Here is a 25,656-nt window from a genome sequence, read left to right on the forward strand (position 1 = left end):
AGCCGGGCGTGTCCCGCTCATGGGGGCCGAGACCGGGGCCGGCGTCGCCCCCCTGCGCCGACTGGGTGCGCGATGCGACCGGGGCCAGTGCCGCCAGGCCCTTGAGGATGTCGATGGCGTAGGCAAGCTGATAGTCTTCCTCGCGCAAGGCGGCCGCGGCCTCGGCGCGGGCGCGCTCTTCCTCGATCTGCCGCAGCTCCTCCTCGGAGAGCGAATCATTGCCGAGCGCGCCGCGCAGGTCGCCTTCGTGGATCTCGGGCCGGGGGGCAGCGGCGTCCTCTCCGCCATCGCCGGCCGGTCGGGGCGGCGGCTGCTCCACGATGATGTCCGGCGAAATGCCGAGAGCCTGGATCGAGCGGCCCGAGGGCGTGTAGTAGCGTGCCGTCGTCAGCCGCATGGCGCCATTGCCCGCGAGCGGCATGACCGTCTGCACCGACCCCTTGCCGAAGCTCTGGGTGCCGACAATGATCGCCCGGTCATGGTCCTGAAGCGCCCCGGCGACGATTTCCGAAGCCGAGGCCGAGCCGCCATTGATGAGCACGACGATGGGTTGCCCGCGATGAGGTCGCCGGGCGTGGCGTTGAAGCGTTCCCCGTCCTCCGGGCGGCGGCCCCGTGTGGACACGATCTCGCCGCCGTCGAGGAAGGCATCGGCGACATAGATCGCCTGGCTCAGCAGACCGCCCGGATTGTTGCGCAGGTCGATCACGACGCCATTGATCCGGTCCAGCCCGCCGGCCGCCTCGATCTGCTGCGCAAGGCCTTCGGTCAGGTTGGGGAAGGTCTGTTCGTTGAAGGTGGTGATCCGCAGGACAACCGTTTGCCCCTCGGTGCGGGCGCGGACAGCCGTCAGCTTGATCGTGTCGCGGATGATGGAGACGTCAAAGGGTTCGGCCACGCCTTCGCGGACGATGGTCAGGACCACTTCGGAACCGACGGGACCGCGCATCCGCTCCACCGCCTGGTCGAGCGTCAGGCCGAGAACGGATTCGCCGTCCACGGCGTGATGAAGTCGCCCGTCTGCAGGCCTGCCGCATCGGCCGGGGTGCCATCCATCGGCGAGACCACCTTGACCCACCCCTCCTCCTGCGTGACCTCGAGCCCCAGACCCCCGAACTCGCCCGAGGTCTGGATGCGCATGGCGGCGGCATCCTCGGGGGACAGATAGCTGGAATGCGGATCGAGCGAGGTCAGCATCCCGTTGATCGCGGCTTCGATCAGGGCCTTTTCGTCCACTTCCTCGACATATTCGGAGCGAATCCGCTCGAAGATGTCGCCGAAGAGATCGAGCTGTTCATAGACCGAGGTGCTGCGTGCCGCTTCCTGGGCAATGAGGGGGCCGGCCACCTGCGTCGTCGTGCCAAGGCCCAGGATGGCCCCGCCCAGGGCAGCGAACGCGAACTTCTTCATGGACTGCCTCTCCCCTCCAGCGCGAACCAGAGGACGGGATCCACCGGGCCCTCTGCATCGCGCACCTCAAGATAAAGGGTTTCGGTGAGGCCTGCACCCCCCGAGGCAGTTCCGCCGGGCAGGCTGCCGCTCAAGATCGCGTCAGCATCCGGGGTCTCCCCGCCCATGAGCCCCACCGGCGCGCCTGCCGGCAGCACCTCGCCCGCCTCGCCGAAGGCCTGGGCCAGCCCTGCGAACAGGAACAGCGTGCCGGGCGCCGGTTCGAGCAGGACAACCGTGCCGTAATCGAGCAGCGGGCCGCGAAAGCGCAAGGTGGCCGTGACCGGGGTGGTGACGAGGGCGCGCGGTTCGGTGGCGATGACGAGACCGGGACGCACCACCCCGGCGGCATCGGCCTCGCCCGGATGCCGCAGGATCCTGCCACGCACCGGCAGGGGCAGGTTGCCTGCGGGTTCGGCCGGGGCAGGGGCGGGCCCCAGCTCCTCCTCGATGGTCTGGCCGAGGCCGGCGGCAAAGGCCTCGAGTGTATCGGACGAGGCGATGAGCAGCGCGGTCGCCACCGGGTCCTCGGTGTAGCGGCGGGGCAGGGCCGTGCGGTCGGCGGCGGCGGCGGCCAGTTCCGCCCGCGCCGCCTGGGCGGAGGCGAGGCCTTCGCGCAGTGTCGCCTCGGCCCCCTGCTGGATGGCCTCGATCTCGGCCAGAGCCTGAAGGCGGCGGCGCAGCGCCTCGGCTTCGGCCTGCAGCCCCGGCGTGACATCGGCCAGAAGCATGCCGGCGCGGATCGTGCCCAGCGGGCCCGAGGGATGGAGCAGCAGCGCCGGCCCCTCGGCCGTGCCGATGGCCTGCAGCACACCGAGAAGACGGGCAATCTCCTCGCGGTCGGCGGCCAGTTCGGCCTCGATGCGGGCCCGTTCCACGGCCGCGCGGCGCAACCCCTCGCGCATCAGGGACAGGCCATCCTCATAGGCCCGCACCGTTTCGGTCAGGGCGGCGATCCGGTCGGAGGCGCCTTCGGCCCGGTCCATTGCCGCGGCGGCTGCCTCGAGCCGGCGGGCGGCCTCGGCCGCGGCCTCGGCCGTGCCCTGCCCGAAGGAGGGCGAAGCCAGACAGAACAGGACGAGAAGCGCCGCCCTCATCGGACGATCAGCGAGCGTCCTGTCATCTCGGGCGGAGGCTGGAGGCCCATGAGATCGAGCACGGTCGGCGCCAGATCCGCCAGGCGGCCATCGCGCAGCGTGACGCCCGGCGGGCCGCCGACCAGGATCACGGGCACCGGATTCGTGGTATGGGCGGTATGCGGGCCGCCCGTCTCCGGGTCCACCATCAGCTCGCAATTGCCGTGATCGGCGGTGACGATCATCGCCCCGCCCGTCTGGCCGAGGGCCTCCAGGGCGGCGGCCAGGCCACGGTCCACGGCCTCGCAGGCGCGGATCGCCGCCTCCAGACTCCCGGTATGACCGACCATGTCCGGATTGGCATAATTGACCACGATCAGATCATAACCGCGCCCGATCGCCTCCACGAGCGCCTCGGTCACCTGCGGCGCGCTCATCTCCGGCTGGAGATCATAGGTGGCAACCTTGGGCGAGGGGGGCATGGCGCGATCCTCGCCGGGAAAGGGGGTTTCGCGCCCGCCATTGAGGAAGAAGGTGACATGAGGGTATTTCTCCGTCTCGGCGAGGCGGAACTGACGCAGGCCATGGGCCGCCACCCATTCGCCCAGCGTGTTGACGATCGGCCGCTTGGGGAACATCGCCGGATACCACGCATCATGCGCGGCCGAGTAGTCCACAAGGCCGAGCCGCGCCGCAAGGGCCGGGGCGGGGCCGCGGTCCCAGCCGTCGAAGGCCGGATCGGCCAGGGCCTGCAGGATCTCGCGCACGCGGTCGGCGCGGAAGTTGAGGCAGAAGACACCATCCTGCGGATGCAGCCCCTCATGCCCGTCGAGCACGGTGGGGGCGATGAATTCGTCGGTCTCTCCCCGGGCCAGGGCCTCTTCCACGGCCAGTTGCGCGGTGGCGGCGCGGCGGCCCCGGGCATGGACGATGGCGTCATAGGCGGCCTTCACCCGGTCCCAGCGCCGGTCGCGGTCCATGGCGTAATAGCGCCCGGTGACGGTGGCGATGCGGGCCCCTTCGGGCAGCCGGGATTCGAGATCGGCCAGGTAGCGCGCGGCAGAGGAGGGGGGCACGTCGCGCCCGTCCGTGAAGGCATGGATGACCACCGGCACCCCGGCCTGCGCGATCAGCCGTGCTGCCTCGGCCAGATGGGCAAGATGGGCATGCACGCCGCCGTCGGAGACGAGGCCGAGCAGATGCGCCGTCCGCCCGAGGCCTTGAGGGCGGCGATGAAGGCGGCCAGTGCGGGACTGGCGGCAAAGGAGCCGTCCTCGATCGCCAGATCGATCTGGCCGAGATCCATCGCCACCACACGGCCGGCCCCGATATTGGTATGCCCGACCTCGGAATTGCCCATCTGGCCGCTGGGCAGTCCGGCATCCCGGCCATGGGTGATCAGGGTCGCATGGGGACAGCTTGCCCAGAGGCGGTCGAAGCAGGGCGTATGGGCCAGCCGAGGCGCATTGGCGGTGCTGTCCTCGCGCAGACCCCAGCCGTCGAGAATGCACAGGACGACAGGCTTGGTCATCGGCGCCTCCGGCTTGGTTCGCGGGGCCGTTCTAGTCGAGCCCCGCGCGGGAGGGAACAGGGGGCGTGGCACGCGATGGCCGCTGAACTGCCACCCTCCGGATTCCTCCCCCGTCAGCCGCGATGATAGGGCGAGCCGGCCAGGATCGTGGCGGCACGGTAGAGCTGTTCGGCCAGCATCGCGCGGGCGAGCATGTGGGGCCAGACCATGGGACCGAAGGACAGAAGGCGGTCGGCACGGGCGCGCAGGGCCTCTCCATGGCCGTCGGCGCCCCCGATCAGGAAGGCGGCCTCCGGGCGTCCCTGATCGCGCAGCGAAGCCAGCAGGCCGGCAAAGGCGGGGGAGGTCATCGTCTCTCCCCTCTCGTCCAGCGCGATCGCGAAGGCGCCGCGCGGCAGACGGGCAAGCAGGGCCGCCCCTTCGGCAGCCGGGCCGCCGGGGGGCTCCACCTCGGCGATCCGCGCCGGCCCGAGGCCCAGCGCACGCCCCGTGCGGGCAAAGCGGTCGAGCCAGTCCTCGGTCAGGCTCTGCTCGGGGCCCGCGCGCATCCGCCCCACAGCCAGGATCGTCACGCGCATGGGCCCCTGCCTCTCCTCCTGCCTCGGCGGCGGGCGGCGGTCAGGCGCCGGCCGGGCGGCTGCGCGGCGCGCTGCCCGAGGGAAGCCACATCTTCTCGAGCTGGTAGAAGTCGCGGACCTCGGGGCGGAAGACGTGCACGATCACATCGCCGGCATCGATCAGCACCCAGTCGGCGGCTTCCTTGCCTTCGATCTTGCACAGGATGCCGTGATCGTGCTTGAGCCGTTCGGCCAGCTTGTCGGCGATGGTGGCAACCTGCCGGGTCGAACGGCCGGAGGCGATCACCATGAAATCGCCCATTTCGGATCGGCCGCGCAGGTCGATGGTGATGATGTCTTCGGCCTTGTCGTCCTCGAGCGAGGCCAGGACGGCACGCAGCAGCCTGTCGCTGTCGGGTTCGGGCTCCGGGCTGGCCTGAGGGGCCGGGGTCGCGGCAGAAGCCGCATGGCGGTCGGGTGTCAGCGGGTGGTCCTCCGCAAGCGCGCCGGCAGCCCCGGCGCAGGCATGACTCAGAGATAGCATTCTAGGGGGGTCATCTCAAGGAAGGGAGGTCGCCGGCGCGAAGGCCCTGAAGACACCGCGAAGGGGGTGTCGCGATGCGGGGAAGAGTGCGGGGCAGAGGCGGGAGGGAGGTCAGGCCCCCCCTCATGATCCCGAAAGCTTCATCAGTGCGATGCCGGAAACGATCAGGGCTGCGGCGGCAAGACGGCCCGGCGTCGCCGCCTCTCCCAGCACCAGGATGCCGAGGGCAAAGGCCCCGACCGCGCCGATGCCCGTCCAGACCGCATAGGCGGTGCCGAGCGGCAGGCTGCGCATGGCCAGTGCAAGCAGGCCGAAGCTGCCGAGCATCGCCACGACCATCAGGACGGTCGGGCCGGGGCGTGTGAAGCCCTGCGACTGCTTCATCGCGACAGCCCACACGACTTCCAGCAGGCCAGCGAGCAGAAGACAGAGCCAGGGCATGGAACAGACACAACTCCGGTTGGGCGGGCGCTCCCGTCGGGCGTCGCGGGATGAGGGCGGGGATAAGGGGGCGGGCTGTCCTTGCGGCCTCATCTGGAGCCTCGCTCCGCTGGAGGCAAGGGTCGCCGAGGGAGGTGTTCGGCTTGATGCAGGGCCTCGGGTGGTGTATGCGCCACATCATGACTCGCGTCTTCGACATCGGCGACCGGGAAAGGCTCCCCTGGCGGTTCTTCGGGGCCTTCCGGGGCGTTCGCGCCCAGCTCTGATGCATTGATTGCCCGCCTTCGGGCCGGCGCCATGAGGCGCCCCATCCCCTGTTCCAGACGCCCTGTTTCCCAATCGCCAGCCGGAGAGGACCCATGTCCAACCCCTCCAAGCCCCGCACCCTCTATGACAAGATCTGGGATGCGCATCTCGTGGACGAGCAGCCCGACGGTACGTCGCTGCTCTATATCGATCGCCATCTCGTGCACGAGGTGACCAGCCCGCAGGCCTTCGAGGGGCTGCGGATGGCCGGCCGAAAGGTGCGCGCGCCGGAGAAGACGATCGCGGTTCCCGATCACAACGTGCCCACCACCCCGGGCCGCGAGCTGCGCATCGACAACGAGGAAAGCCGCATCCAGGTCGAGGCGCTCGACCGCAATGCGCGCGAGTTCGGCATCCACTACTACCCGGTCAGCGACATCCGGCAGGGCATCGTGCATATCGTCGGGCCCGAGCAGGGCTGGACCCTGCCCGGCATGACGGTGGTCTGCGGGGACAGCCATACCGCCACGCATGGGGCCTTCGGTGCTCTGGCGCACGGGATCGGCACATCCGAGGTGGAGCATGTCTTGGCCACCCAGACGCTGATCCAGAAGAAGTCGAAGAACATGAAGGTGGAGATCACCGGGAGCCTCGGCCCCGGCGTGACCGCCAAGGACGTGACTCTGTCGATCATCGGTCATACCGGAACCGCGGGCGGCACCGGCTATGTCATCGAATACATGGGGGATGTCATCCGCTCCCTGTCCATGGAAGGCCGGATGACCGTCTGCAACATGGCGATCGAGGGGGCGCGCGCGCCGGCCTCATCGCCCCGGACGAGAAGACCTTCGAATACATCAAGGGCCGCCCCCATGCGCCCAAGGGCGCGATGTGGGAGGCCGCCATGGCCTGGTGGCGCACGCTCTACAGCGATCCGGACGCGCATTGGGACAAGGTCGTGACGATCCGCGGCGAGGACATCGCCCCCGTCGTCACATGGGGAACAAGCCCCGAGGATGTCCTGCCCATCACCGGCGTCGTGCCCCATCCCGAGGAGTTCTCGGGCGGCAAGGTCGAGGCCGCGCGCCGCGCGCTCGAATACATGGGGCTCGAGCCGGGGACGCGGCTGCAGGACATCCGCATCGACACGGTGTTCATCGGATCCTGCACCAACGGCCGGATCGAGGATCTGCGCGCCGCCGCCGCGATCCTGAAGGGCCGCAAGATCGCGGTGAAGCGGGCGATGGTCGTGCCGGGGTCGGGCCTTGTCCGCGCCCAGGCCGAGGAAGAGGGGCTGGACCGCATCTTCAAGGAGGCGGGCTTCGAATGGCGGCTTGCGGGCTGTTCCATGTGCCTGGCCATGAATCCCGACCAGCTCTCGCCCGGAGAGCGCTGCGCCTCCACCTCGAACCGCAATTTCGAGGGCGGCAGGGCCGCGGCGGCCGCACCCATCTGATGAGCCCCGCCATGGCCGCCGCCGCGGCCGTGACCGGGCGGCTCACGGATGTGCGCGAGCTGATGGCCGAGACGGTCTGATGCCGACTGCCCGGCAGGTCGGCGGCCCGGGGGATCCGCCTCCCGGCCGGCGCCTGCAACGTGGGAGAGCCGCCCGGCCGGATTGCTCCGCCCTGTCCGGGATCGCCCCCGGCTTCGGGGGCCCTGACGCGGAACCGCGCCTCCTGCGGGACCGGGCCGGGCCCGGCCCGCAGACCTCTTCCCCGAACCGCCAGCCGGGCGACAGGACGCCTGTCGCGTCCGGCTGGTTCAGCCCCTCATGCCTGACGGACGACGGAAATGGACAAGTTCACGACCCTGACCGGCATCGCGGCACCCATGCCGCTGGTCAATATCGACACCGACATGATCATCCCCAAGCAGTTCCTCAAGACCATCAAGCGGTCGGGGCTGGGGAAGAACCTGTTCGACGAGCTGCGCTATTTCCCCGACGGGACGGAGAACCCCGACTTCGTGCTCAACAAGCCGGCCTGGCGGAATGCACAGATCCTCGTGACGGGGGACAATTTCGGCTGCGGCTCCTCGCGCGAGCATGCCCCCTGGGCGCTGCTCGATTTCGGAATCCGCTGCGTGATCTCGACCAGCTTCGCCGACATCTTCTACAACAACTGCTTCAAGAACGGGATTCTGCCGATCGTCCTGCCCGAGGCCGAGCGCGATCTCTGCATGCGGGATGCCGAAAAGGGCGCCAACGCCCGGATGGAAGTGAATCTCGAGAATCAGACCATCACCCTGTCGGATGGACAGGTGATCCGCTTCGAGATCGACGCCTTCCGCAAGCACTGCCTGCTCAACGGTCTCGACGATATCGGCCTGACGCTGGAGAAGGCCGCGGCCATCTCGGCTTATGAGGCCAAGGTCGCGCAGACCCGCCCCTGGGTCTGAGAGGGGAATCGATCCGCAAGACCGATTCGCCCCCCCTCACGCGAGGGGGGGATACCCTCGGACAGTTGAGACAGCGTCTGAAGGACAGCCGGCAACCTGCTGATCTGAGACGATTGGGGTGGCAGAGCCGCCACGCTCTGCGGGAATCTCGGGGATCCGCTGCAGGCGGTCCGGGCAGAGCCTTGCGGGAAAGGCAGAGGCGGGGCAGGATCAGGGCAAGATTGAGGCACGCCGCCGGGCATCGGCGGCTTTCGGCCGGGACAAGGGGCGGGTGACACGCACCGGCCTGGCCAGATCGGGTGGTAGGCAATGATCTCGCGCATGGTTCTGCCGCGCGTGGCGGGGGCGTCCGTCCGCGCAGCGGTCATGGCATCGCTGGTCGCGGCTCCGCAGCTTGCCCTGGGCGCCGCAGCGCCGGATGGAGCGCAGCTCGTGACGCTGTTTGCGCTGATGGCCGCGCTCTTTACCTTCAGCGAATACGCCTCTGCTGCGCCCTCGCTGGTGGAGTTCCGCGATGCCCCGCCCTACAACCGCATGAAGGTTGTCGCGCTGTTCGCGATGCTGCTGCTGGCGGCCCTGATGCTCCGCGGCGAAGGGGACCGGGCGACGCTGAGCCTGCTGCTGCGGGCCTTGAGCGATCGTCTGGGGGCACTGCTCGACTTCCCCGGCTCGCCCGTGCGTCTGGCCGTCCTGGCCCTTGCCCCGGAGGCGGCCGAAAGCGCCCTGCGCCCGCTGCGGGCGGCGGCCGCCGCGACCCTGGCCGTCGGTGTCTCGACCGTGGTGGCCTTTGCGACGATGATGCACCTGCGCGGCTGGCTCGAGCGGCAGGATTTCAATGTCTGGATCAATCTTCCCCAGTTCGATCCGACCGCTGGCGGCGATGTGGTGGACCGCCTCCAGCGTGTGGCTCTTGCCAATCTCGCCCTGGGGATCCTGCTGCCCTTCCTGCTGCCGCTGCTGGCAGGGGCTCTGGGCATCGGGGCGGTGACCGAACCGGCGACACTGGTCTGGATGGTGACGGCATGGGCTTTCGTTCCGGCAAGCTTCGCGATGCGCGCCCTCGCGCTTCTGCGGGTGGCCCATCGCATTGCGATCGCCCGCGCCGCCGGCCCGGCGGAGGCGGAGGACGGGAGCGTCTGGCAGGCCGCCTGATCGGCCTCGCCCTGGCCGCCGCGCTCGGCCTGGCGGCACAGGCCACGCCGGCCGAAAGGCTCCGCCTCGCCGTCTGGAGTGTGGATCTGGGTCGCGACGGCCCCGGTCTTCTGCTTCGCGACATCCTGAAGGGAGAGGATCCGCAGATCGCGGCGGCGCTGCGTGTCATCGCGGCGCTCAAGCCCGACATCCTCCTGCTGACCGCCTTCGACTGGGATCATGACGGGGTGGCCCTGGCCGCCTTCGCCGAAAGGCTGGCGGCGGCCGGGGTGGCCTATCCTCATCGCTTCGCACCTCCCTCCAATGCGGGCCTGGAGACGGGGCTCGATCTGGATGGCGACGGACAGGAGGGCGGGCCCCGCGATGCGCAGGGCTATGGGCGTTTCGCGGGGGATGGGGCGATGGCCCTGCTCTCCCGCTGGCCCTTGGGCGAGGTGCGCGACTTCTCTGCCCTGCTCTGGCGCGATCTGCCCGGCGCCCATCTGCCGGTCCGAGAGGACGGCACGCCATTCCCCTCGGAGGAGGCGCAGGCCATCCAGCGGCTGTCCTCGACGGGGCATTGGGTCGTTCCGGTCGAGGCGCCGGGCGGGACGGTCACGGTGATGGCCTGGGCCGCAACCCCGCCGGTCTTCGACGGGCCGGAGGACCGCAACGGACGTCGCGCGGGCGATGAGGCGGCCTTCTGGCTGCAGCTGCTCGATGGTGCGTTCGGCCCCCCGCCGGAGAAGGACTTCGTGCTGATGGGGCTGGCGAATCTCGATCCCGCCGATGGCGAGGGCCCCCGAGAGGCGATTGCCGCGCTGCTGGCCGATCCGCGGCTGCAAGATCCCCGCCCCATCTCCCCCGGGGGCGCGGCCGATGCCGATCCGGGGCAGGCGGGCGATCCGGCTCTCGATACCGCCGACTGGGATGCCGCAGCGGAAGGGGGGCCGGGCAATCTGCGCGTCAGCTATGTCCTGCCTTCGGCGGGCTGGCAGATCGAGGCGGCCGGCGTGCTCTGGCCCCTGCCGGGGCAGGCCCTTGCCGATGATCTTGCCACGGCCGGTCCGCACCGGCCGGTCTGGGTCGATCTGACTCGTCCGGCGGCGGCACGATCTGCAGGGCCGGCCCTGCCCGACCGCCAGGGTCCCCCCGCAGGGAGCGGCAGCGATATCGGCATCGTCTCAGGGTCATGAGGCGCGTGCCGGGGGGCGGCCCTGACGCCGTCCCTCGCGCAGCCAGGCCCCGAGGATCAGTATCGAGGCGATCAGCAGCCAGGCCCAGGCCGGCAGCAGCGGCGAGATGCGCAGATCGGTGACAAGATGGGCCTCACGCGGGATCAGGCCGATCCAGCCGCGCCCCGCGGCGGGGCGGCCCTCGCGCACCTCGCGCAGATCGGGCAGGCCGTCCTCGATGCGCAGCAGGCCGCCCCTCGTCTGCTCCACGGCAGGGGCCAGGATGTCGCCCGTGGCGATCGTGGCCTCGAATTCGCGCGGGGCGGCGGGGCCGATGGCGACGACAGCGTCATGCTCTCCGTCGGTCAGACGGTAGAGGCCCGTTTCGGGCGCGGTCCACTGGGTCTCGTAGCGACCCGGACTGACGGGGTCGAGCGTCAGGACCGTCTCCGTCCCGTCGGGTGCGGTCACGGTGACGGGGCCGGCCTCATCGGCCAGGGTGCGGCGGATGATGCGCAGCGTCTGCCCCTGCACCTCGGCCCAGAGGGCCTCCTCCTCCAGCTCCGGCTCCTTCATGAGCCAGTGCGCCAGGCGGCGCAGCAGCTCGAGCTGGGGGCCACCGCCTTCGAATCCCCTGTCCCACAGCCAGGCATGGTCGGAGGCGAGCAGGGCCGTCCTCCCCTCGCCGACATGGGACAACAGCAGCAGCGGCCGTCCCTGCGGCCCTTCCATGACGACCTGTGCACGTGGATCCGGGATCACCTCCACGAGGCGGAACCAGCGCCCCCAGCCGGGCGTGCCGTCCTCTGCCGGCGGGCGCGGGGCGAAGGCGGGCAGTCCCTCGGTGACGGGGTGACGCTCTCCCGTTCCGGAGAGGCGGGGGACATAGCCCTCCTCCAGCACCCGTGCGGTGGGAGCCCCCGGCAGAACCGCGCCAAGCGGAGAGCGGTAGACGGATTCGACCCCGCCATATTCCGGCCCGGCCGAGACGAGCACCGCGCCCCCCCGCATGACATAATCGGCGACGTTCTGAAGATATTCGTTGGGCAGGATGCCCCGCCGCCGGTAGCGGTCGAAGATTACGAGGTCGAAATCCTCGAGGCGTTCGACGAACAGCTCGCGCGTGGGGAAGGCGATGAGCGAGAGTTCGTCCACCGGCACTCCGTCCTGCTTCTCGGGCGGGCGCAGGATGGTGAAATGCACGAGGTCCACGCTCGCGTCGGATTTCAGCAGGTTGCGCCAGGTCCGTTCGCCCGGATGCGGCTCGCCGGAGACGAGCAGCACGCGCAGCCTGTCGCGCACGCCGTTGATCTGGACGATGGCGGCATTGTTGCGGTCTGTCAGCTCGCCCGGTGCAGGGGGTGTCTCGAAGCGGAGGGTGTTCATGCCCCCATGAGGCAGCACCAGAGGCAGGTCCATGTCCCGCCCGACCGGCACCTCGAAATGCAAGGGTTCACCCCCATCCACGGCGATGGTGAGAGGGACCAGCTCGGCACCGGGGGCCGCGCCCTGATCCTCGATTCGCAGCGTGAGGGTGATCTCCTCTCCCAGGATGGCGAAGGCCGGGGCATTGCGCAGGATGAGGCGGCGATCCCAGTCGTCTGCGCGGCCCGTGATCAGGGCATGCAGGGGGGCCGGCAGGGCGGGCAGGGCACTCATGTCATGGACCTGCCCGTCGGTGATCAGCACCACCGCGGCGATCCGGCCCGGCGGTTCTGCGGCCAGGGCCTCGGCCAGGGCGCGCATCAGGAAGGTGCCGCCTTCGCCCTCTGCATCGGGCAGGCGCGCCACGCGCAATTCGGTTCCCGGCCGCTGCGCGATCTCGGCCCGCAGGGCCTCGAGCGCGGCCTCGCTCTGTGCGGGACGATCGCCGAGGCGCTGGGATGCGCTCTCGTCCACGACAGCGAGGACGATGTCCGTCAACGGCTGGCGCCGTTCCTCCTCGATGGCGGGTCCGAGCAGCGCCAGGGTCAGGCTTGCCGCGGCCAGGGCTCGCAGCCACCAGCCCCGCAGGCCCCGCCACAGCGCCAGCCCCGCCGCGAGGGTGGCCAGCACCGCGATGACCCCGATCCAGGGCCAGGGCAGCAGCGGATCGAGGATCAAGCGCTCTGCAACGGTCATGCGTTCATGCCCTCACTGGCCCAGCCGCTCGAGCAGGGCAGGCACATGGACCTGATCCGACTTGTAGTTGCCCGTCAGCACATGCATCACGAGATTGATGCCGAAGCGCAGCGCATATTCGCGCTGCCGTTCGCCCGCCAGGCCCCGCCCGACGGGCATGAGGGGGGCACCCCATTCGTCCACGGCCCAGGCTGCTGCCCAGTCGTTGCCGCCGATCACCACCGGCGTCACCCCGTCATTGAGCGCGCGGAAGGGCATTCCTTCGGCCAGCTCGGCATCGGGCGGGGCGGCCTCGACCCAGATCTCGGGGCTGGCATGGCGGCCGGGAAACTCGCGGATGAGATAGAAGGTCCGCGTCAGCACATGATCGGGCGGCAGCGGTTCGAGGGGCGGCACATCAAGCCCCCGCGCGATGGCCTGGAGCCTGCGCCCTTCGGGTGTGGAGGCGCCCAGACCGGCGATGCCGGCATCGCGGGTGTCGAACAGGATCATGCCCCCCGTGGCGAGATAGCGGTTGAGCTTTGCATAGGCCTCGCGCGAGGGGATCGGGGTCTGTGGCGTGATCGGCCAGTAGAGCAGGGGGAAAAAGGACAGCTCGTCCCTTTCGATATCCACGCCCATCGGTTCGGCGGGTTCCACGGCGGTCCGCTGCCAGAGCGCCTGAGACAGGCCGCGCAGCCCCGCCTGCGCGATCCGGTCCACCTCCGGATCGCCTGTCAGGACATGGGCCAGCACCACATCGGAGGTGGCCGCCAGGGCAAAGGCATCCGCCTCCGGATCGGGGCAGTGGGGGGCGACCGGGGGGCGGGGCCGCCTCCTGGGCGCGGACGGGCAGCCCCGGCAGCAGAAGCCCCGGCAGCAGAAGCCCCGGCAGCAGCAGCGCCGCGAGGCTCTGCCGCGGCCCCCTCAGCCGCCCCGACAGGGCCAGGGAGGCGACGGCATCGGCCGCCAGAAGCAGCAGCGCGAGGGCCAGAAGCGGCCCCTTCAGATCGATCTCCCGCGCGACCGTCAGCCCTTCGACAGGGACCGACGCGGGCCATTGCGCGGGCGCCAGCACGATGTCCGCATCCACCGCATTGACGGCCAGGCTGCGCGCGCCGTCGGCATAGAGACCCGGCGGCAGGTCCGGCCCTGCCTGCCCTTCGGCCAGCCGCTCGCCGGGGATGCCCGGACGGGTGTCGAGCGGGCTGAGCTCCCCCCAGGCATCCAGCGCCGCCTGCGGCACCCAGATCGTGCCGGCCAGTTCCTCGGCGGTCGGGGGGGCACTGCGGGCCGAGACGGCCAGCCGCTCCAGCATCTGCACGAACAGGCCGGACAGGGGCAGGGTGCTCCAGTCCGGATTGGCGGTGACATGGAACAGCACCACCTGTCCTTCGCCCAGGGATTTTCGCGTCACCAGCGGCGTGCCGTCCTGAAGCTGGGCGATCGCGCGCCCGGCCAATGTCGGATCGGGCTGGGCGATGACCTGCGCGCTGACGGTCACATCCGGCGGCACGGGCAGGCCGAAGAAGGGCGAGTCCTCCGCGAAGGGGGCCAGGCTCCGCGGTTCGCCCCAGGACATCGCTCCGCCCACCATGCGACCGCCTGCCCGCAGCCGGACAGGCAGCAGCGGATCCTCCTCGAGCCGTGACGGGTCTGTGGCGGCCAGCCGCGGCCCCGCAAAGCGCAGCAGCGTGCCTCCGGCCTCGACCCAGGCGATGAGCCTCTCGCGCTCGCCTTCGGCCAGGGTCGCCACATCGGCCAGGATGATCGCATCGGGATTGGCCGCGACGACATCGGCCAGCGTCCCTTCCACCAGATCGGCATCGGGGGCCAGCGCTTCGCGCAGGTAATGGAGCGGCGAGAGCAGATCGAGCCGTTCGGCCCCTCCGCCATCCCCGGCGACAAGGCCGACCTCGCGCCGGCGCAGGGTGTCGGCGGTCAGGGTCACGGCGCCGGCCGATCGCTGACCCGTCAGGGCGAAGCGTGTCACGCGGTTGCGCAGCTCGGCCGGCAGGGCGAGATCGACGCTGGCCTCGCCGGCACCGGCCGGAAACATCAGCGTCGCGCTGGCCAGGATCCGCTCGAGCCCGGCCGGATCCGGCCCGATGGCGGCCACGGGCATCTCCAGGGCGGGGCCGGTGGGGGTGCGGCGGGCGGTCAGCCGGATCGTCCCGTCCTCCCATGCCGGGGGCAGGAGGGCGGTGATCGTCCGGGGCTGCTGGATCACGGTCACAGGGCCCTTGTCCTGCGCCGCGTCCAGGACGACCTCGCGCCCGTCCCGGGCCAGACCGTCCGACAGCCAGACCGTCTCGAAGCGGCCTTCGACGGCCTTCAGTGCGGCGGCCCAGGCGGCATGGGCCCCGGCATCGGGAAGCCAGGGTTGCGGAACGATCGCAGGCAGGGCGGCGGCCATGCTGGCTGCGTCGCGGAAGGGGGGCAGGCCCGCATCGGGCGGGGCTGTCAGGGTGGTCACGACGACGGGCCGGCCTGCGCGTCCGGCCTCGGCCAGCAGGGCGCGGACCCGCTCCATCCGCATCTCCCAGTCGCGCGCATCCGCCCATGTCCCATCGAGCAGGATCAGCAGCGGCCCCGATCCGGTCCTGTCCGTGCGCGGGTTCAGCACCGGCCCGGCAAAGGCGAGGATCGCCGCCGCCACCGCCAGCAGACGGATCAGCAGAAGCCACCAGGGCGTCCGGTCCGTCTGGGGCTCGCGGTCCTGAAGGCCGAGGAGCAGCGTCACGGCCGGAAAGCGGCGGCGGATGGGCGCGGGGGGGACTGCGCGCAGGATCAGCCACAGCACCGGCAGCGCCAGGAGCCCGACAAGCAGCCAGGGGGCCGTGAAGCCCAGAGGGCCGAGCAGGCTCATCGGTTCTGCCGCTCCAGGGCGCCGTGGATCCACAGCAGGCCGCGCAGGGCCGGGGAGTCGGTGCGATGGGTGGCAAGGCGCCAGCCGGTTCGCCGGGCGAGGTCGGCCAGCCGGGCCTTGCGCGCGGCCAGCCGGTCGAGATAGCGCCCGCGCAGGTCCCGGGCCTTCAGCGTCTCGTGGCGCAGGCTGCCGCCGATGCTCTCGAAGATCGTGCGGCCGGTGAAGGGAAAGGCCTCTTCCTGCGGATCGAGGATCTGCAGCAGCGCGCCGACGACGCCCCGGGCCGCGGCGGCGGTCACGGCGCCTTCGATGGCGGGCAGATCGCCCAGGAAGTCCGAGATGAACAACGCCCGCGAACGCGGCGGCAGATCCCGGACTTCGGGCACGGCATAATCGGCCGGATCCTCGGCGCTCAGCCGCTCTGCCAGCCGTGCCAGCGCGCCCGGTCCCCGCCGCGCCGCCAGCCCTTCGGTCGGCAGGCCGACCCGTTCACCCCCGCGCACCAGCAGCACGGCAGCGGCCATCGCGAGCAGGCGCGCACGCTGTGCCTTGGTGGGAAGCTTCGGGGAAGAGGCAAAGTCCATGCTGCGCCCGCGGTCGGCCCAGACGGTGACGGTCTGGGCGATCTGCCATTCCTTGTCCTGCACGAAGGCCATGTCCGAACGCGCCGAGCGGCGCCAGTCGATGGCCCTTGCAGGGTCTCCCGGCTGGGCGAGGCGGTATTGCCAGAAATCGCTGCCCTGTCCCGGGCGGCGCCGGCCATGTTCGCCCGGCGTCACCGCTGCGGCGAGGCGGCTTGCCTCGACCAGCAGGGCCGGCAGGGGCGCGGCCAGCGTCTCTGCCCCGGCGCGCAGCTGGGGGGCGGCGCTCACGCGGCGGCCTCGACGCGCGTGACATGATCGGCCACACGACCGATCAGGGCGGCCAGCGAGAGCCCCTCGGCCCGGGCGGCAAAGCTCAGCGCCATGCGGTGTTGAAGCACCGGCACGGCGAGACGGCGGACATCCTCGGCCGAAGGGGCGAGACGGCCGCCGATCAGCGCCTCGGCCCGCACCGCGAGCATGAGCGCCTGCGCCGCGCGCGGCCCCGGCCCCCAGGCGACATGGGCGTTGATCTCGGCACCGGCCTCCGGTCCGCCGGGCCGACAGCCGCGCACGAGGTCGAGGATCATCTCCACCACGCTGTCGCCCACCGGCATCCGCCGCAGCAGGCGCTGCGCCTCGAGCAGCTCGCCACGGGCGAAGACCGGGGCGGCCCGGGCCTCCTCGGCGCCGGTGGTGGCCAGAAGGATGGCCCGCTCGGTGCTGCGGGGGGGATAGGGGACATCGATCTGCACCAGGAAGCGGTCGAGCTGGGCTTCAGGCAGGGGATAGGTGCCTTCCTGCTCGATCGGGTTCTGGGTGGCGAGGACATGGAAGGGACGGCCCAGCGGGCGGTGGACGCCGGCCACCGTCACCTCCTGTTCCTGCATGGCCTGAAGCAGCGCGGACTGCGTGCGGGGCGAGGCGCGGTTGATCTCGTCCGCCATCAGGAGCTGACAGAACACCGGTCCCTCGATGAAGCGGAAGCTGCGCGTGCCGTCGGCAGCGGTCTCCAGCACCTCGGAGCCGAGGATGTCGGCGGGCATCAGGTCCGGGGTGAACTGGATCCGCGCCGCATCGAGGCCCATGACCGTCCCGAGCGTGTGCACAAGCCGCGTCTTGCCCAGGCCGGGAAGCCCCACCAGCAGCGCATGCCCCCCGCAGAGCAGCGCCGTCAGGGCGAGGTCCACGACCCGGTCCTGCCCGATGAAGACGCGCGCGATCTGCTCGCGGGCCTGGGCCAGCCGTGCCTCGAGCGCCTCGATGCGCGGGACAAGATCCGCCTCTGTCATGACAAGCCCTCCGCGCGGCCCTACCTCTACCGCGACAGGGATAGAGGGGGGGGCAGGCATGGGGAAGTCAAGGCAGCGTGAGAACGCCGGGGGGGCGTGCCCCGCCCTGCCGCCTCCGCTGCGGCGGCATGGCCTGTCCCCCCCGCAGGACAGGGGGATCTGACGATGGGCAGCGACAGCGACCGCATGACCGGTAGCGGGACGGAAAGCGGCGGGACCAAGAACGCCGGACGGGCCGAGGGGTTGGCGCGTGCGGCGGCCGCGGCCGGGCGGCGCGGACCGCCACCCGTCCATCTGTGGAACCCCCCCCATTGCGGCGATATCGGGCTGCGCATCGCCCGCGACGGTACATGGTTCTATCAGGGCAGCCCCATCGGCCGTCCCGCTCTCGTTCGGCTCTTCGCCTCGATCCTGCGGCGCGACCCGGAGGGCCATGTCCTCGTCACCCCGGTCGAGAAGGTCTCGATCGAGGTCGAGGACGCGCCCTTCATCGCCCAGGATGTGGAACAGCGCGAGGATGGCACGCTGGTCTTCACCACCAATGTCGGCGATGTGGTGGAGGCCGGACCGCAGAACGCCATCCGTGTGGAGATCGACCCGCAGACGGGCGAGCCTCGCCCCTATCTCCATGTGCGCCGCGGACTGGAGGCGCGGATCGACCGCAAGACCTTCTACCGCCTCGTGGAGATGGCCACGATCGTCCCGCACCGGGGCGAGGACTGGCTCGGCCTGCATTCGCAGGGGGCGGTTCTTTCCCCTCTAGCCGGGCGGCCGACCTGCCTGATACCCCGTAGGGGTATCTTGACTGGCGCTGCCGCGTTCCCATATACCCCCACAGGGTATGAAGGGGGCAAGACATGGCCTGTGATCCCGCACGCCGCGATGCCAAGGTGAAACGCCTGGCCCGGATCGCGGGTCAGGTGCAGGGGCTCGCCCGCATGGTGGCCGAGGATCGCTACTGCATGGACATCCTTGTCCAGATCCAGGCCGTGAAGGCGGCTCTCGCCCGCGCCGAGGCCGAGATCCTGCGCGATCATGCCGCCACCTGCATCCGCGAGGCCATCGAGGCCGGCGATGCCCCCGCCATGCAACGCAAGCTCGACGAGCTGATCGACCTGTTCGACCGCTCCCGCCGCTGATCCCCCGGAAGGAGATTTCCATGGCCAGCCTCGCCCAGGAGACCGAGACCCCGACGGTGGGCCGCCGCGCCGTCATCTATCGCATGGTCACGCCCGAACATGTCTGCCCTTCGGGGCTCAAGGCGCTGCATCTGCTGCGCCGCCATGGCCTGACCGTGGAGGACCACCCGCTGCGCAGCCGGGCCGAGACGGATGCCTTCAAGGCCGAACAGGGTGTCGCGACAACGCCTCAGATCTGGATCGACGGCATCCGGATCGGCGGCCATGACGACTTGCGCCGGCATCTCGGTCTGGCCGTGCATGATCCGAAGGCGCTGACCTACCGGCCGGTCATCGCGATCTTCGGCATGGCCCTCGCGCTCGCGCTCGCGTGGGCTGGGGCATGGGCGGGGCAGGGGCCCTCCTGACGGCGCACACGCTCCAGCTCTTTCTCGGCTTCGCCACGGCGCTTCTGGCGCTGCAGAAGCTGCGTGACATCGAGGGATTCGCCACGGGCTTCCTGGGCTATGACCTGCTGGCACAGCGCTGGGTGCCCTATGCGCGCCTCTACCCCTGGGCCGAGGCGCTGGTCGGCCTGCTGATGGTCGCGGGTGCGGCGATCTGGCTGATGGCGCCGGTCGCGCTCTTCATCGGCGGCATCGGCGCGATCTCGGTGTTCAAGGCGGTCTATGTGGACCGGCGCGAACTGCGCTGTGCCTGTGTCGGGGCACAGTCGAACGTGCCGCTGGGCTTTGTCTCGCTGACCGAAAATCTCGTGATGATCGGCATGGCGGTCTGGATGGTCCTGCGCATGGTCTGACCCTCCGCTCAGCGCCGCTGCGCGATCAGCACCCCAAGGGCGACCACGGTGGCGCCCAGCACCTGCATCCAGGACCAGGTCCCGCCGAAGGCCAGCATGATGAGCATGACATAGAAGGGCGCCCCGTTGATGTGGAAGGACGCCAGCCCCACCCCGATCCGCCGGATGGCGAGGATGAACAGAAGCTGGCTCGCCGCCATGCCGCCCATGCCATAGACGGCCAGCAGCGACAGGTCGCGCAGCGACCAGGCCCCGGCCGGCAGCCCCTCGCGCCCGAGCGCGACCGAGACGCCCAGCGCGACCAGGCCCACGATCAACCCCCCCCGTCATCGTGGCCACGGTCTGCGCCAGGGCCGTCTGGCCGGGCAGGCTGCGGACGCTGTGATGGCTCCCCCAGGAGAAGACGAGGCAGGACAGGACAGCCAGCGCCGCCCCGAGCGCGAGATCCCCGCCCGCGGCCCGGCTCCCGGCGGTGGCGATGACGCCTCCGGCGACGCTGAACAGCAGGCCCAGTGCAAAGCCGCGCGCCAGGCGCCGCCGGTCCGAGGTCCATTCGACCAGTGCCGCCGTGATCGGGGTGACCGAGGCGATGACAGCGACCGTCACCGGATCCGTCGCCGCCTGGGCAAGGATCAGCGCGATCGATCCCCCTGCCAGGCCGATGCCGCCGAAGGCGAAGGCCCGTCCCCAGGGCATGCCGCGCGGCACCCCCTCGAGCCAGAGCATCAGCGGCACCAGAAGCAGCAGCGCCATGGCAAAGCGCCCGGCGACCAGCGCCAGGGGATCCCAGGTGAGAAGCAGGGCATCGAGCGCGGGGAACCCCGCGGCCCAGACCATCATCGAGGCCGCGGCAAGCAGGTTGCCCTGCACCATGGGGGCTGCCGGGGCGGGAGGCAGGGGGGGAAGGACAAGCGGCTGGGCAGTCATGACGGGGCTCTGCGCAGGCGGGACATCCGCCGCATCTGAGGGGGGCTATCACGCCGTCCTGGTGGCCGGCACGCCGGGAAACGGCACGCGCCTGTCTGTCCGCGCCGCGGCCTCGCAGGGGGGCCTGTCGGCTGCTGCGCTCCCCGCTTTCCTTTCGTCCCTCATCCCGGCATGCTCCGCACCGATCCGGGAGAGGAGTCCCCATGCCGTCCGCCGGTGCGCGTTTCCTGATCGTCGGGCTTCTTACGCTTCTCATGGCGGTTCCGCTGTTCCTGGCCGGTGCGGTCGTTCTCGACCGGGCGAACACCGCCGAATCGACGCGCGACGCGCTGGGCCGCGAATGGGGCGGGCCGCAGACGCTGGCCGGTCCGGTCCTGCTCGTGCCGGTCGAAGGGCCCGTCACGCGCATCGAATCGCAGCCGCCTGCCGATCCCGTGGCCGGAGCGCCGGCGGCCGAACCGGTCGTCGTTGCCGCACGAGGCCCTGCCGAGCCGGTCCTGCTCATGCCCGAGAGGCTCGACCTTTCTGCCACCCTCTCGACCGAGACGCGCCGTCGCGGTCTCTTTGCCGTTCCCGTCTTCGTGGCGGATGTGGCGGTCAGTGCAGCCTTCGACCCCTCTCGCGTGGAGGCCGCTCTGGCACCCGGCGAACGCGCCCTGTGGGACGAGGCGGTGCTGCGTTTCGGCCTTGGCGCCAATGCCGGCCTGCGCGGGGAGACGGTCATGGAGGCCGACGGCGTCGTGCTGCCGCTCGAGCCCTATGGCCCGCCTGGCCCCGCTTCGGCGACTTCGCGGCCGGAGGGGGGGATCGAGGCGGCCATCGGTGCGGCCGCGCGGGATCTTGCCGAAGTGCGCCTGTCGCTGCGCCTCAACGGCGCGCAGGAAATGCAGGTCGCCCCCGTGGGGCGCGTCAGCGCCGTGCGCCTGTCCGGCGACTGGCCGGATCCGTCCTTCGCCGGCGCCTTCCTGCCCGACAGCCGGACCGTCTCCGCACAGGGTTTCGAGGCCGAATGGACCATTCCCCATCTGGCCCGCGCGCTGCCCCAGGTGATGCGCGGCCAGGGCCAGCCCCTTGCCGCCGAACGCTTCGGCGTGACGCTGATCGAGGTCAACGACTTCTACCAGAAGGCCTGGCGCGCCGCCCGCTACAACATCCTGTTCATCGCCCTGACCTTCCTGACCGTGCTGCTGATCGAGAAGCGCGACAGGCCGACCCATCCGGTGCAGTATCTCCTGATCGGGCTGGCCCAGGCCCTGTTCGTGCTGCTGATGGTCGCCTATGCCGAGCGGATCGGCTTTACCCCCGCCTATCTCCTCGCCGCGGGGGCGACGGTGGCGCTGCTCGTGCTGTTCGGGGCCACGGCGCTCAGGCTGGGGCTGCGCACGCTCGTGCTGCTGGCGGCGTTGCTTGCGCTCTATGCCGTGCTCTACCTGATCCTCCGGTCGGCCGATCTGGCCCTTCTGGCCGGCACGACGCTCGCCTTCGGGGCGCTTGCCGTGACGATGGTGCTGACCCGGAACGAGACCTGGTGGGGCCAGGGAGGGCGCTGGGGTCTTCGCGCCCCGGCCGCAGAGCCCCCGCCGCTGCCCCATCCCCCCGACGCGTCGCCCCCCGCCGCCCGATGATCCGCCTTGCCGCCAATCTCGGCCTGCTCTTTCCCGAACTGCCCTTTCTCGACCGCTTCGAGGCGGCACGCAACGCGGGTTTCCAGGGGGTGGAGATCCCCTTTCCCTACGATCACCCCGCGCCCGAGATCCTGTCGCGCCTCGATCGCACGGGGCTGCCCCTGGTGGCGATGAACGCCCCGCCGCCCAACTACACCGGGGGTGCACGGGGCTTTGCCGCCGTGCCGGGGGCCGAGGAACGCTTTCGCCACGATTTCCGCCGCGCCGCCCGCTATGCCGCCACCTTCGGCAGTCCCCATCTGCACATCATGGCCGGCCTCGCGCAGGGCCCCGCCGCCCGCGAGACCTTCCTGCGCAACCTGACCTGGGCCGCAGCGGCGGCCCCCACGCTCTCGCTGACCATCGAGCCGATGAGCCCGTCCGACATGCCGGGCTATTTCCTGGCGGATTTCGACACCGCCCTGGCCGTGATCGAATCCGTCGGTGCCCCCAATCTCGGCCTCCAGTTCGATTCCCATCACGCGGCGGCCATCGCCGGGGATGTGCTGGCCGCGTGGGATGCGGTCGCCCCCCATGTCCGGCATGTCCAGGTCGCAGGCCATCCCGGCCGGCGCGAACCCGATCCCGCCGCGCTGGGCACGCTGCTCGCGCGGATGGCGGCGGCGGGCTATGCGGGCTGGGTGGGGGCGGAATACCACCCGGCCGGTCCCCGCACGGCCGACGGGCTGGGCTGGCTGGCTGCCGTCAGTCGGCCCTCGTGACCAGCACCTTGTCGATGCGCCGTCCATCCAGATCGACGACCTCGAAGCGCCAGCCTCCCGCCTCCACGCGATCGCCAAGCTGGGGGAGCCGGTGCAGATGGTTCAGCACCAGCCCCGCCACCGTCTCGTAGTCTCCGGCAAGCTCGCGAGGCAGGCCCATCCGTTCACAGAACTCGTCGGCCGCCATCCAGCCCGAGACGAGAAGGCTGCCATCCTCGCGTTCGTGGAACGCGGGTTCGTCGGCATTGTCTTCGGCAAAGGCGCCCGTGATCGCCTCGAGGATGTCGCCGGTCGTGATGATGCCCTCGAAGGAGCCATATTCGTCATAGACAAGGCCCATATGGTTGCGGGCCTTGCGCAGGATGCTGATGACGTCGAGCGCCCCGGTGCTTTCGAAGATCACCGGAACCTCGCGCATCAGACGACGCAGATCGAGCGGTTCGCCCCGGCTCAGGGCGGCGAAGGCATCCACGACATAGAGCACGCCCAGGACCTCTCCGGTGGCGGGATCCTGCACGGGCAGACGGGGCCGGCCAAAGCGCCGGATCGCCTCGAGCGTCACCTCCTGCGGGGCATCGGCATCGAGCATCTCCACATCGCGCCGCGGTGTCATCAGGCCGCGCGCCGTCCTGTCGGCCAGGCGCATGACGCCGGACAGCATCTCGCGTTCGCCCGGCTCGATGACCCCCCCCTCATGCGCCTCGGAGAGGATGACGCGCACCTCTTCCTCGGTCACTGCGGCCCGTTCGGTCTCGGCCTGCCCCAGAAGGCGCAGCACGGCCCGGCCCGAGGCATCCAGAACCCAGACGACCGGCGCGGCAATGCGCGAAAGGGCGCGCATGACCGGTGCCACGAGGATGGCAATCCCCTCGGGGTTCTTGAGCGCAAGGCGCTTGGGCACCAGCTCGCCCAGGATCAGCGAAAGATAGGTGATGGCGACGACCACGCCGCCCACGCCCAGGGTGCCGGCTGTTCCGGCGGGCACGCCCCGGGCGGCGAGCCATTCCCCCAGCCGCACGCCCAGCGTGGCGCCCGAGAAGGCACCCGACAGGATTCCCACCAGCGTGATGCCGATCTGGACGGTCGAGAGGAAGCGCCCCGGATCGGCGGCCAGGTCGATGGCGATCTGCGCGCCGCGCCGTCCCGATTCGGCCATCGATTTCAGCCGCGCGGGCCGGGCCGAGACGACCGCCAGTTCGGACATGGCAAGCGCGCCGTTCAGCAGGATCAGCGCAATGACGATCAGGACTTCCGTCAGCATGGCGGTCGTCCCGGACTGGGTGGGGGTGGCAGGGGGTGCCTCTCTCGGTGGCGACCGGCTCGCGGCCGGACAGGACGATTCCTAGGGCGCCCATGCGGCCGGGACAAGACGGCGCCGGCGTCCCGGTCCCGCCCCTTGCCCTGATTCCCCGCGCCCCGCGCCTCTGCGGGGTGTTGCGCGAAAGCCTGACGGAGCGCGCGGTCCGCTTACCATCTGTTAACCTTCGGCGGGTATTGCCGGTCGGGAAACGCGGAGGAGACCCATGTCGCCCAGACCGGCCCTGTTCACGTCCTGTGCTGTTGCCCCTGCCGCCCTGCACGCGGCGGCAGGGGTGGGGGCGCCCCGCGGGTGGATGTCATTTGACGATGGGCTCGTCGCGGACGAACAGATTGGCCCAGGCGCGGTCGATCAGGTCGGGGCGCATCTGCGGGGGGATCCCTTCGAAGCGGCAGATGGCCAGCATCTGGTCGATCAGGAAGGCCGCCTGATAGCTGGCATAGACATTGCCGATGGTGGGATACTTGTTGCGGATCAGGTGGAGCAGCGATGCCTCGTCGAGCGGCATCTTCTTCTTGCGGGCCACCATCGCGAAGATCTTCAGGAAATCCTCCTGGCTGGGGCCGTCCACCTTGATCTTGAAGAAGATCCGGCGCAGCGCCGCCTTGTCGAAGATCTCGTTGGGGTGGAAATTGGTGGAGAAGATCACCAGCGTGTCGAAGGGCACCTCGAACTTCTCGCCCGACTGGAGCGCGAGGATGTCGCGCCCCTCCTCGAGCGGCACGATCCAGCGGTTGACGATCTTCTGGGGCGGTTCGGACTGCCGGCCGAGATCGTCGATGATGAAGATACCGCCCGTCGATTTCAGTTGCAGCGGCGCCTGATAGGTCCGGGCGACCGGGTTGTAGACGAGGTCGAGCATGTCGAGCGTGAGTTCGCCGCCGGTGACGACCGTGGGTCTCTCGCAGCGGACATAGCGGGTGTCATACCGGCCCGAGGTGCGCCGCAGGGAGTTGGGATCGTCCAGATCGGCTTCGGCGGCGCGATGCACGATGGGATCGTAGACGGTGATGATCTGACCGGCATATTCGATGGCGCGGGGGACATAGATCCTGTCGCCCAGGGCGTCGCGGATCCCGTTGGAGATGGAGGATTTTCCGTTCCCGGGCGGGCCGTACATCAGGATCGACCGTCCCGATCCGACGGCCGGCCCCAGATGGTCGATGAGCGAACGCGGCAGGATCAGATGCCCCATGGCCGCCTGAAGCTGGTCGCGCGTGATGGTGATGTTGCGGATCGACTGGCGCCGGACCTGTTCGCGATAGGCCTCGAGGGGGACGGGCATGGCGCCGTAATATTCCGACTGGGCCAGCGCGCTGAGGGCGCGGGCCTTGCCCGCTTCGGTGAGCTGATAGCCCATCTCGCCGCCCGAATGGGCATGAAGCGTGCCTGTCGCCTCCAGAAGGCGCTGGGCGCGGGCGAGGTCCACCAGCTCCTGCGTGACCGGAATCGGCAGGCAGAGGCTGCGGGCGATCTCTGTCACCACGGTCAGATTGGCGCGGAACATCGTCTTCAGAAGGATGTCCCGCATCAGCACCGGATGCAGCCCCATCCCCTCGAGCGAGCGGGGCGCCGGCGGCGGCTGCACGCCCGCCATGCCGCCCGTTTCGGTCGGATTGACCTGCATGTTCATGCGCTGCACCTCCTGCCCCTTGGCGGGGGCCAGGGTGGCGGGCAAATCGGGCGGAATTGGGGA

At 70.5% G+C, this 25,656-nt stretch carries 19 protein-coding genes and 5 pseudogenes; 10 read left to right on the forward strand and 14 right to left on the reverse strand.

Annotation, left to right across the window (positions count from 1 at the left end; genetic code table 11):
• Positions 1–79: 79 nt before the first annotated feature.
• The 6 genes and pseudogenes from RUTHE_RS01740 to RUTHE_RS01765 form a co-directional block, all read right to left on the reverse strand.
• Positions 80–1,409: pseudogene (locus tag RUTHE_RS01740) on the reverse strand (S41 family peptidase); the annotation flags it as partial.
• Positions 1,406–2,545, reverse strand: coding sequence for a murein hydrolase activator EnvC family protein (locus tag RUTHE_RS01745; protein WP_021096514.1), 1,140 nt, complete (start codon positions 2,543–2,545; stop codon positions 1,406–1,408). The pseudogene RUTHE_RS01740 and the gene RUTHE_RS01745, both read right to left, overlap by 4 nt.
• A pseudogene (gpmI, locus tag RUTHE_RS01750) lies at positions 2,542–4,055 on the reverse strand (2,3-bisphosphoglycerate-independent phosphoglycerate mutase). Before gpmI ends, RUTHE_RS01745 begins: the two are co-directional and overlap by 4 nt.
• A 113-nt stretch (positions 4,056–4,168) precedes the next feature.
• Positions 4,169–4,633 (reverse strand): 23S rRNA (pseudouridine(1915)-N(3))-methyltransferase RlmH, encoded by a 465-nt coding sequence (gene rlmH / locus RUTHE_RS01755; protein ID WP_021096517.1) that lies wholly within the window; start codon positions 4,631–4,633, stop codon positions 4,169–4,171.
• A 40-nt stretch (positions 4,634–4,673) separates the two neighbouring features.
• Complete coding sequence (gene rsfS / locus RUTHE_RS01760) at positions 4,674–5,156, reverse strand: ribosome silencing factor (RefSeq protein WP_021096518.1); 483 nt, start codon at positions 5,154–5,156, stop codon at positions 4,674–4,676.
• A 123-nt stretch (positions 5,157–5,279) separates the two neighbouring features.
• The gene (locus RUTHE_RS01765) at positions 5,280–5,597 is read right to left on the reverse strand and encodes a DMT family transporter (protein WP_040644930.1); all 318 of its coding nucleotides are present in this window, start codon (positions 5,595–5,597) and stop codon (positions 5,280–5,282) included.
• A 359-nt stretch (positions 5,598–5,956) separates the two neighbouring features.
• On the opposite strand from RUTHE_RS01765, the pseudogene leuC reads away from it, so the two are divergent.
• From leuC to RUTHE_RS01785, 4 genes and pseudogenes are all read left to right on the forward strand, one after another.
• Positions 5,957–7,379 (forward strand): annotated as a pseudogene (gene leuC, locus RUTHE_RS01770) (3-isopropylmalate dehydratase large subunit).
• Positions 7,380–7,637: 258 nt separating this feature from the next.
• Positions 7,638–8,243, forward strand: coding sequence for a 3-isopropylmalate dehydratase small subunit (gene leuD, locus RUTHE_RS01775; protein ID WP_021096522.1), 606 nt, complete (start codon positions 7,638–7,640; stop codon positions 8,241–8,243).
• A 321-nt stretch (positions 8,244–8,564) separates the two neighbouring features.
• On the forward strand, positions 8,565–9,395 hold the full coding sequence (locus RUTHE_RS17290) for a hypothetical protein (protein WP_040645130.1): 831 nt from the start codon (positions 8,565–8,567) through the stop codon (positions 9,393–9,395).
• A gap of 80 nt (positions 9,396–9,475) precedes the next feature.
• Complete coding sequence (locus RUTHE_RS01785) at positions 9,476–10,570, forward strand: endonuclease/exonuclease/phosphatase family protein (protein WP_021096524.1); 1,095 nt, start codon at positions 9,476–9,478, stop codon at positions 10,568–10,570.
• Here RUTHE_RS01785 and RUTHE_RS01790 read toward each other — a convergent pair.
• The 4 genes and pseudogenes from RUTHE_RS01790 to RUTHE_RS01810 form a co-directional block, all read right to left on the reverse strand.
• Positions 10,565–12,670 carry a membrane protein gene (locus RUTHE_RS01790; protein ID WP_021096525.1) on the reverse strand — a complete coding sequence of 702 codons (2,106 nt, stop codon included), beginning with the start codon at positions 12,668–12,670 and terminating at the stop codon, positions 10,565–10,567. The two genes, RUTHE_RS01785 and RUTHE_RS01790, sit on opposite strands and share 6 nt — an antisense overlap.
• 12 nt (positions 12,671–12,682) lie before the next feature.
• Positions 12,683–15,518 (reverse strand): annotated as a pseudogene (locus tag RUTHE_RS01800) (DUF4159 domain-containing protein).
• Positions 15,515–16,390: a VWA domain-containing protein gene (locus RUTHE_RS01805; protein ID WP_021096528.1), complete on the reverse strand. Its 876-nt coding sequence runs from the start codon at positions 16,388–16,390 to the stop codon at positions 15,515–15,517. Before RUTHE_RS01805 ends, RUTHE_RS01800 begins: the two are co-directional and overlap by 4 nt.
• Positions 16,387–17,391, reverse strand: a complete 1,005-nt coding sequence (locus tag RUTHE_RS01810) for an AAA family ATPase (protein WP_021096529.1) — start codon at positions 17,389–17,391, stop codon at positions 16,387–16,389. The genes RUTHE_RS01805 and RUTHE_RS01810 overlap by 4 nt, the downstream gene beginning before the upstream one ends.
• Before the next feature lie 165 nt (positions 17,392–17,556).
• Between RUTHE_RS01810 and RUTHE_RS01815 the strand changes: the two genes are divergently transcribed.
• From RUTHE_RS01815 to RUTHE_RS18535, 4 genes are read left to right on the forward strand one after another with little or no spacing between them, the layout of a single operon-like run.
• A complete protein-coding gene (locus RUTHE_RS01815; RefSeq protein ID WP_021096530.1) occupies positions 17,557–18,285 on the forward strand; it encodes a DUF1285 domain-containing protein in 729 nt (242 codons plus the stop codon).
• Positions 18,249–18,530: a metal-sensitive transcriptional regulator gene (locus tag RUTHE_RS01820; RefSeq protein WP_021096531.1), complete on the forward strand. Its 282-nt coding sequence runs from the start codon at positions 18,249–18,251 to the stop codon at positions 18,528–18,530. Before RUTHE_RS01815 ends, RUTHE_RS01820 begins: the two co-directional genes overlap by 37 nt.
• Before the next feature lie 20 nt (positions 18,531–18,550).
• The gene (locus tag RUTHE_RS18530) at positions 18,551–18,937 is read left to right on the forward strand and encodes a thioredoxin domain-containing protein (RefSeq protein ID WP_021096532.1); all 387 of its coding nucleotides are present in this window, start codon (positions 18,551–18,553) and stop codon (positions 18,935–18,937) included.
• The gene (locus RUTHE_RS18535) at positions 18,901–19,329 is read left to right on the forward strand and encodes a MauE/DoxX family redox-associated membrane protein (protein WP_425413915.1); all 429 of its coding nucleotides are present in this window, start codon (positions 18,901–18,903) and stop codon (positions 19,327–19,329) included. The genes RUTHE_RS18530 and RUTHE_RS18535 overlap by 37 nt, the downstream gene beginning before the upstream one ends.
• 8 nt (positions 19,330–19,337) lie before the next feature.
• Here RUTHE_RS18535 and RUTHE_RS01830 read toward each other — a convergent pair whose 3' ends face one another.
• Together RUTHE_RS01830 and RUTHE_RS18540 are read right to left on the reverse strand one after the other, a co-directional pair.
• Positions 19,338–19,640 (reverse strand): EamA family transporter, encoded by a 303-nt coding sequence (locus RUTHE_RS01830; RefSeq protein ID WP_021096534.1) that lies wholly within the window; start codon positions 19,638–19,640, stop codon positions 19,338–19,340.
• Between the two features lie 178 nt (positions 19,641–19,818).
• A pseudogene (locus RUTHE_RS18540) lies at positions 19,819–20,256 on the reverse strand (EamA family transporter); the annotation flags it as partial.
• A gap of 203 nt (positions 20,257–20,459) precedes the next feature.
• Between RUTHE_RS18540 and creD the strand changes: the two are divergent.
• Positions 20,460–21,881 carry a cell envelope integrity protein CreD gene (gene creD, locus RUTHE_RS01835; protein WP_021096535.1) on the forward strand — a complete coding sequence of 474 codons (1,422 nt, stop codon included), beginning with the start codon at positions 20,460–20,462 and terminating at the stop codon, positions 21,879–21,881.
• Positions 21,878–22,642 carry a hydroxypyruvate isomerase family protein gene (locus RUTHE_RS01840; protein WP_021096536.1) on the forward strand — a complete coding sequence of 255 codons (765 nt, stop codon included), beginning with the start codon at positions 21,878–21,880 and terminating at the stop codon, positions 22,640–22,642. Before creD ends, RUTHE_RS01840 begins: the two co-directional genes overlap by 4 nt.
• Here RUTHE_RS01840 and RUTHE_RS01845 read toward each other — a convergent pair.
• Positions 22,626–23,903 carry a hemolysin family protein gene (locus tag RUTHE_RS01845; protein WP_021096537.1) on the reverse strand — a complete coding sequence of 426 codons (1,278 nt, stop codon included), beginning with the start codon at positions 23,901–23,903 and terminating at the stop codon, positions 22,626–22,628. The two genes, RUTHE_RS01840 and RUTHE_RS01845, sit on opposite strands and share 17 nt — an antisense overlap.
• A gap of 355 nt (positions 23,904–24,258) precedes the next feature.
• Positions 24,259–25,593, reverse strand: a complete 1,335-nt coding sequence (locus RUTHE_RS01850) for a P-loop NTPase family protein (RefSeq protein ID WP_021096538.1) — start codon at positions 25,591–25,593, stop codon at positions 24,259–24,261.
• Positions 25,594–25,656 lie beyond the last annotated feature (63 nt).

Origin of the sequence: Rubellimicrobium thermophilum DSM 16684 (assembly GCF_000442315.1) — a bacterium.
Lineage (GTDB): Bacteria > Pseudomonadota > Alphaproteobacteria > Rhodobacterales > Rhodobacteraceae > Rubellimicrobium > Rubellimicrobium thermophilum.

Excerpts from the sequence above, each read along its gene's own strand:
- rlmH (WP_021096517.1), bottom strand. The coding sequence starts at position 4,633 with ATGCGCGTGACGATCCTGGCTGTGGGGCGGATGCGCGCGGGCCCCGAG.
- RUTHE_RS01840 (WP_021096536.1), top strand. The coding sequence starts at position 21,878 with ATGATCCGCCTTGCCGCCAATCTCGGCCTGCTCTTTCCCGAACTGCCC.
- RUTHE_RS01850 (WP_021096538.1), bottom strand. The coding sequence starts at position 25,593 with ATGAACATGCAGGTCAATCCGACCGAAACGGGCGGCATGGCGGGCGTG.
- RUTHE_RS01790 (WP_021096525.1), bottom strand. The coding sequence starts at position 12,670 with ATGACCGTTGCAGAGCGCTTGATCCTCGATCCGCTGCTGCCCTGGCCC.
- RUTHE_RS01745 (WP_021096514.1), bottom strand. The coding sequence starts at position 2,545 with ATGAGGGCGGCGCTTCTCGTCCTGTTCTGTCTGGCTTCGCCCTCCTTC.
- leuD (WP_021096522.1), top strand. The coding sequence starts at position 7,638 with ATGGACAAGTTCACGACCCTGACCGGCATCGCGGCACCCATGCCGCTG.
- RUTHE_RS01820 (WP_021096531.1), top strand. The coding sequence starts at position 18,249 with ATGGCCTGTGATCCCGCACGCCGCGATGCCAAGGTGAAACGCCTGGCC.
- RUTHE_RS01765 (WP_040644930.1), bottom strand. The coding sequence starts at position 5,597 with ATGCCCTGGCTCTGTCTTCTGCTCGCTGGCCTGCTGGAAGTCGTGTGG.
- RUTHE_RS01815 (WP_021096530.1), top strand. The coding sequence starts at position 17,557 with ATGGGCAGCGACAGCGACCGCATGACCGGTAGCGGGACGGAAAGCGGC.
- rsfS (WP_021096518.1), bottom strand. The coding sequence starts at position 5,156 with ATGCTATCTCTGAGTCATGCCTGCGCCGGGGCTGCCGGCGCGCTTGCG.
- RUTHE_RS17290 (WP_040645130.1), top strand. The coding sequence starts at position 8,565 with ATGGTTCTGCCGCGCGTGGCGGGGGCGTCCGTCCGCGCAGCGGTCATG.
- RUTHE_RS18530 (WP_021096532.1), top strand. The coding sequence starts at position 18,551 with ATGGCCAGCCTCGCCCAGGAGACCGAGACCCCGACGGTGGGCCGCCGC.
- RUTHE_RS01845 (WP_021096537.1), bottom strand. The coding sequence starts at position 23,903 with ATGCTGACGGAAGTCCTGATCGTCATTGCGCTGATCCTGCTGAACGGC.
- creD (WP_021096535.1), top strand. The coding sequence starts at position 20,460 with ATGCCGTCCGCCGGTGCGCGTTTCCTGATCGTCGGGCTTCTTACGCTT.
- RUTHE_RS01810 (WP_021096529.1), bottom strand. The coding sequence starts at position 17,391 with ATGACAGAGGCGGATCTTGTCCCGCGCATCGAGGCGCTCGAGGCACGG.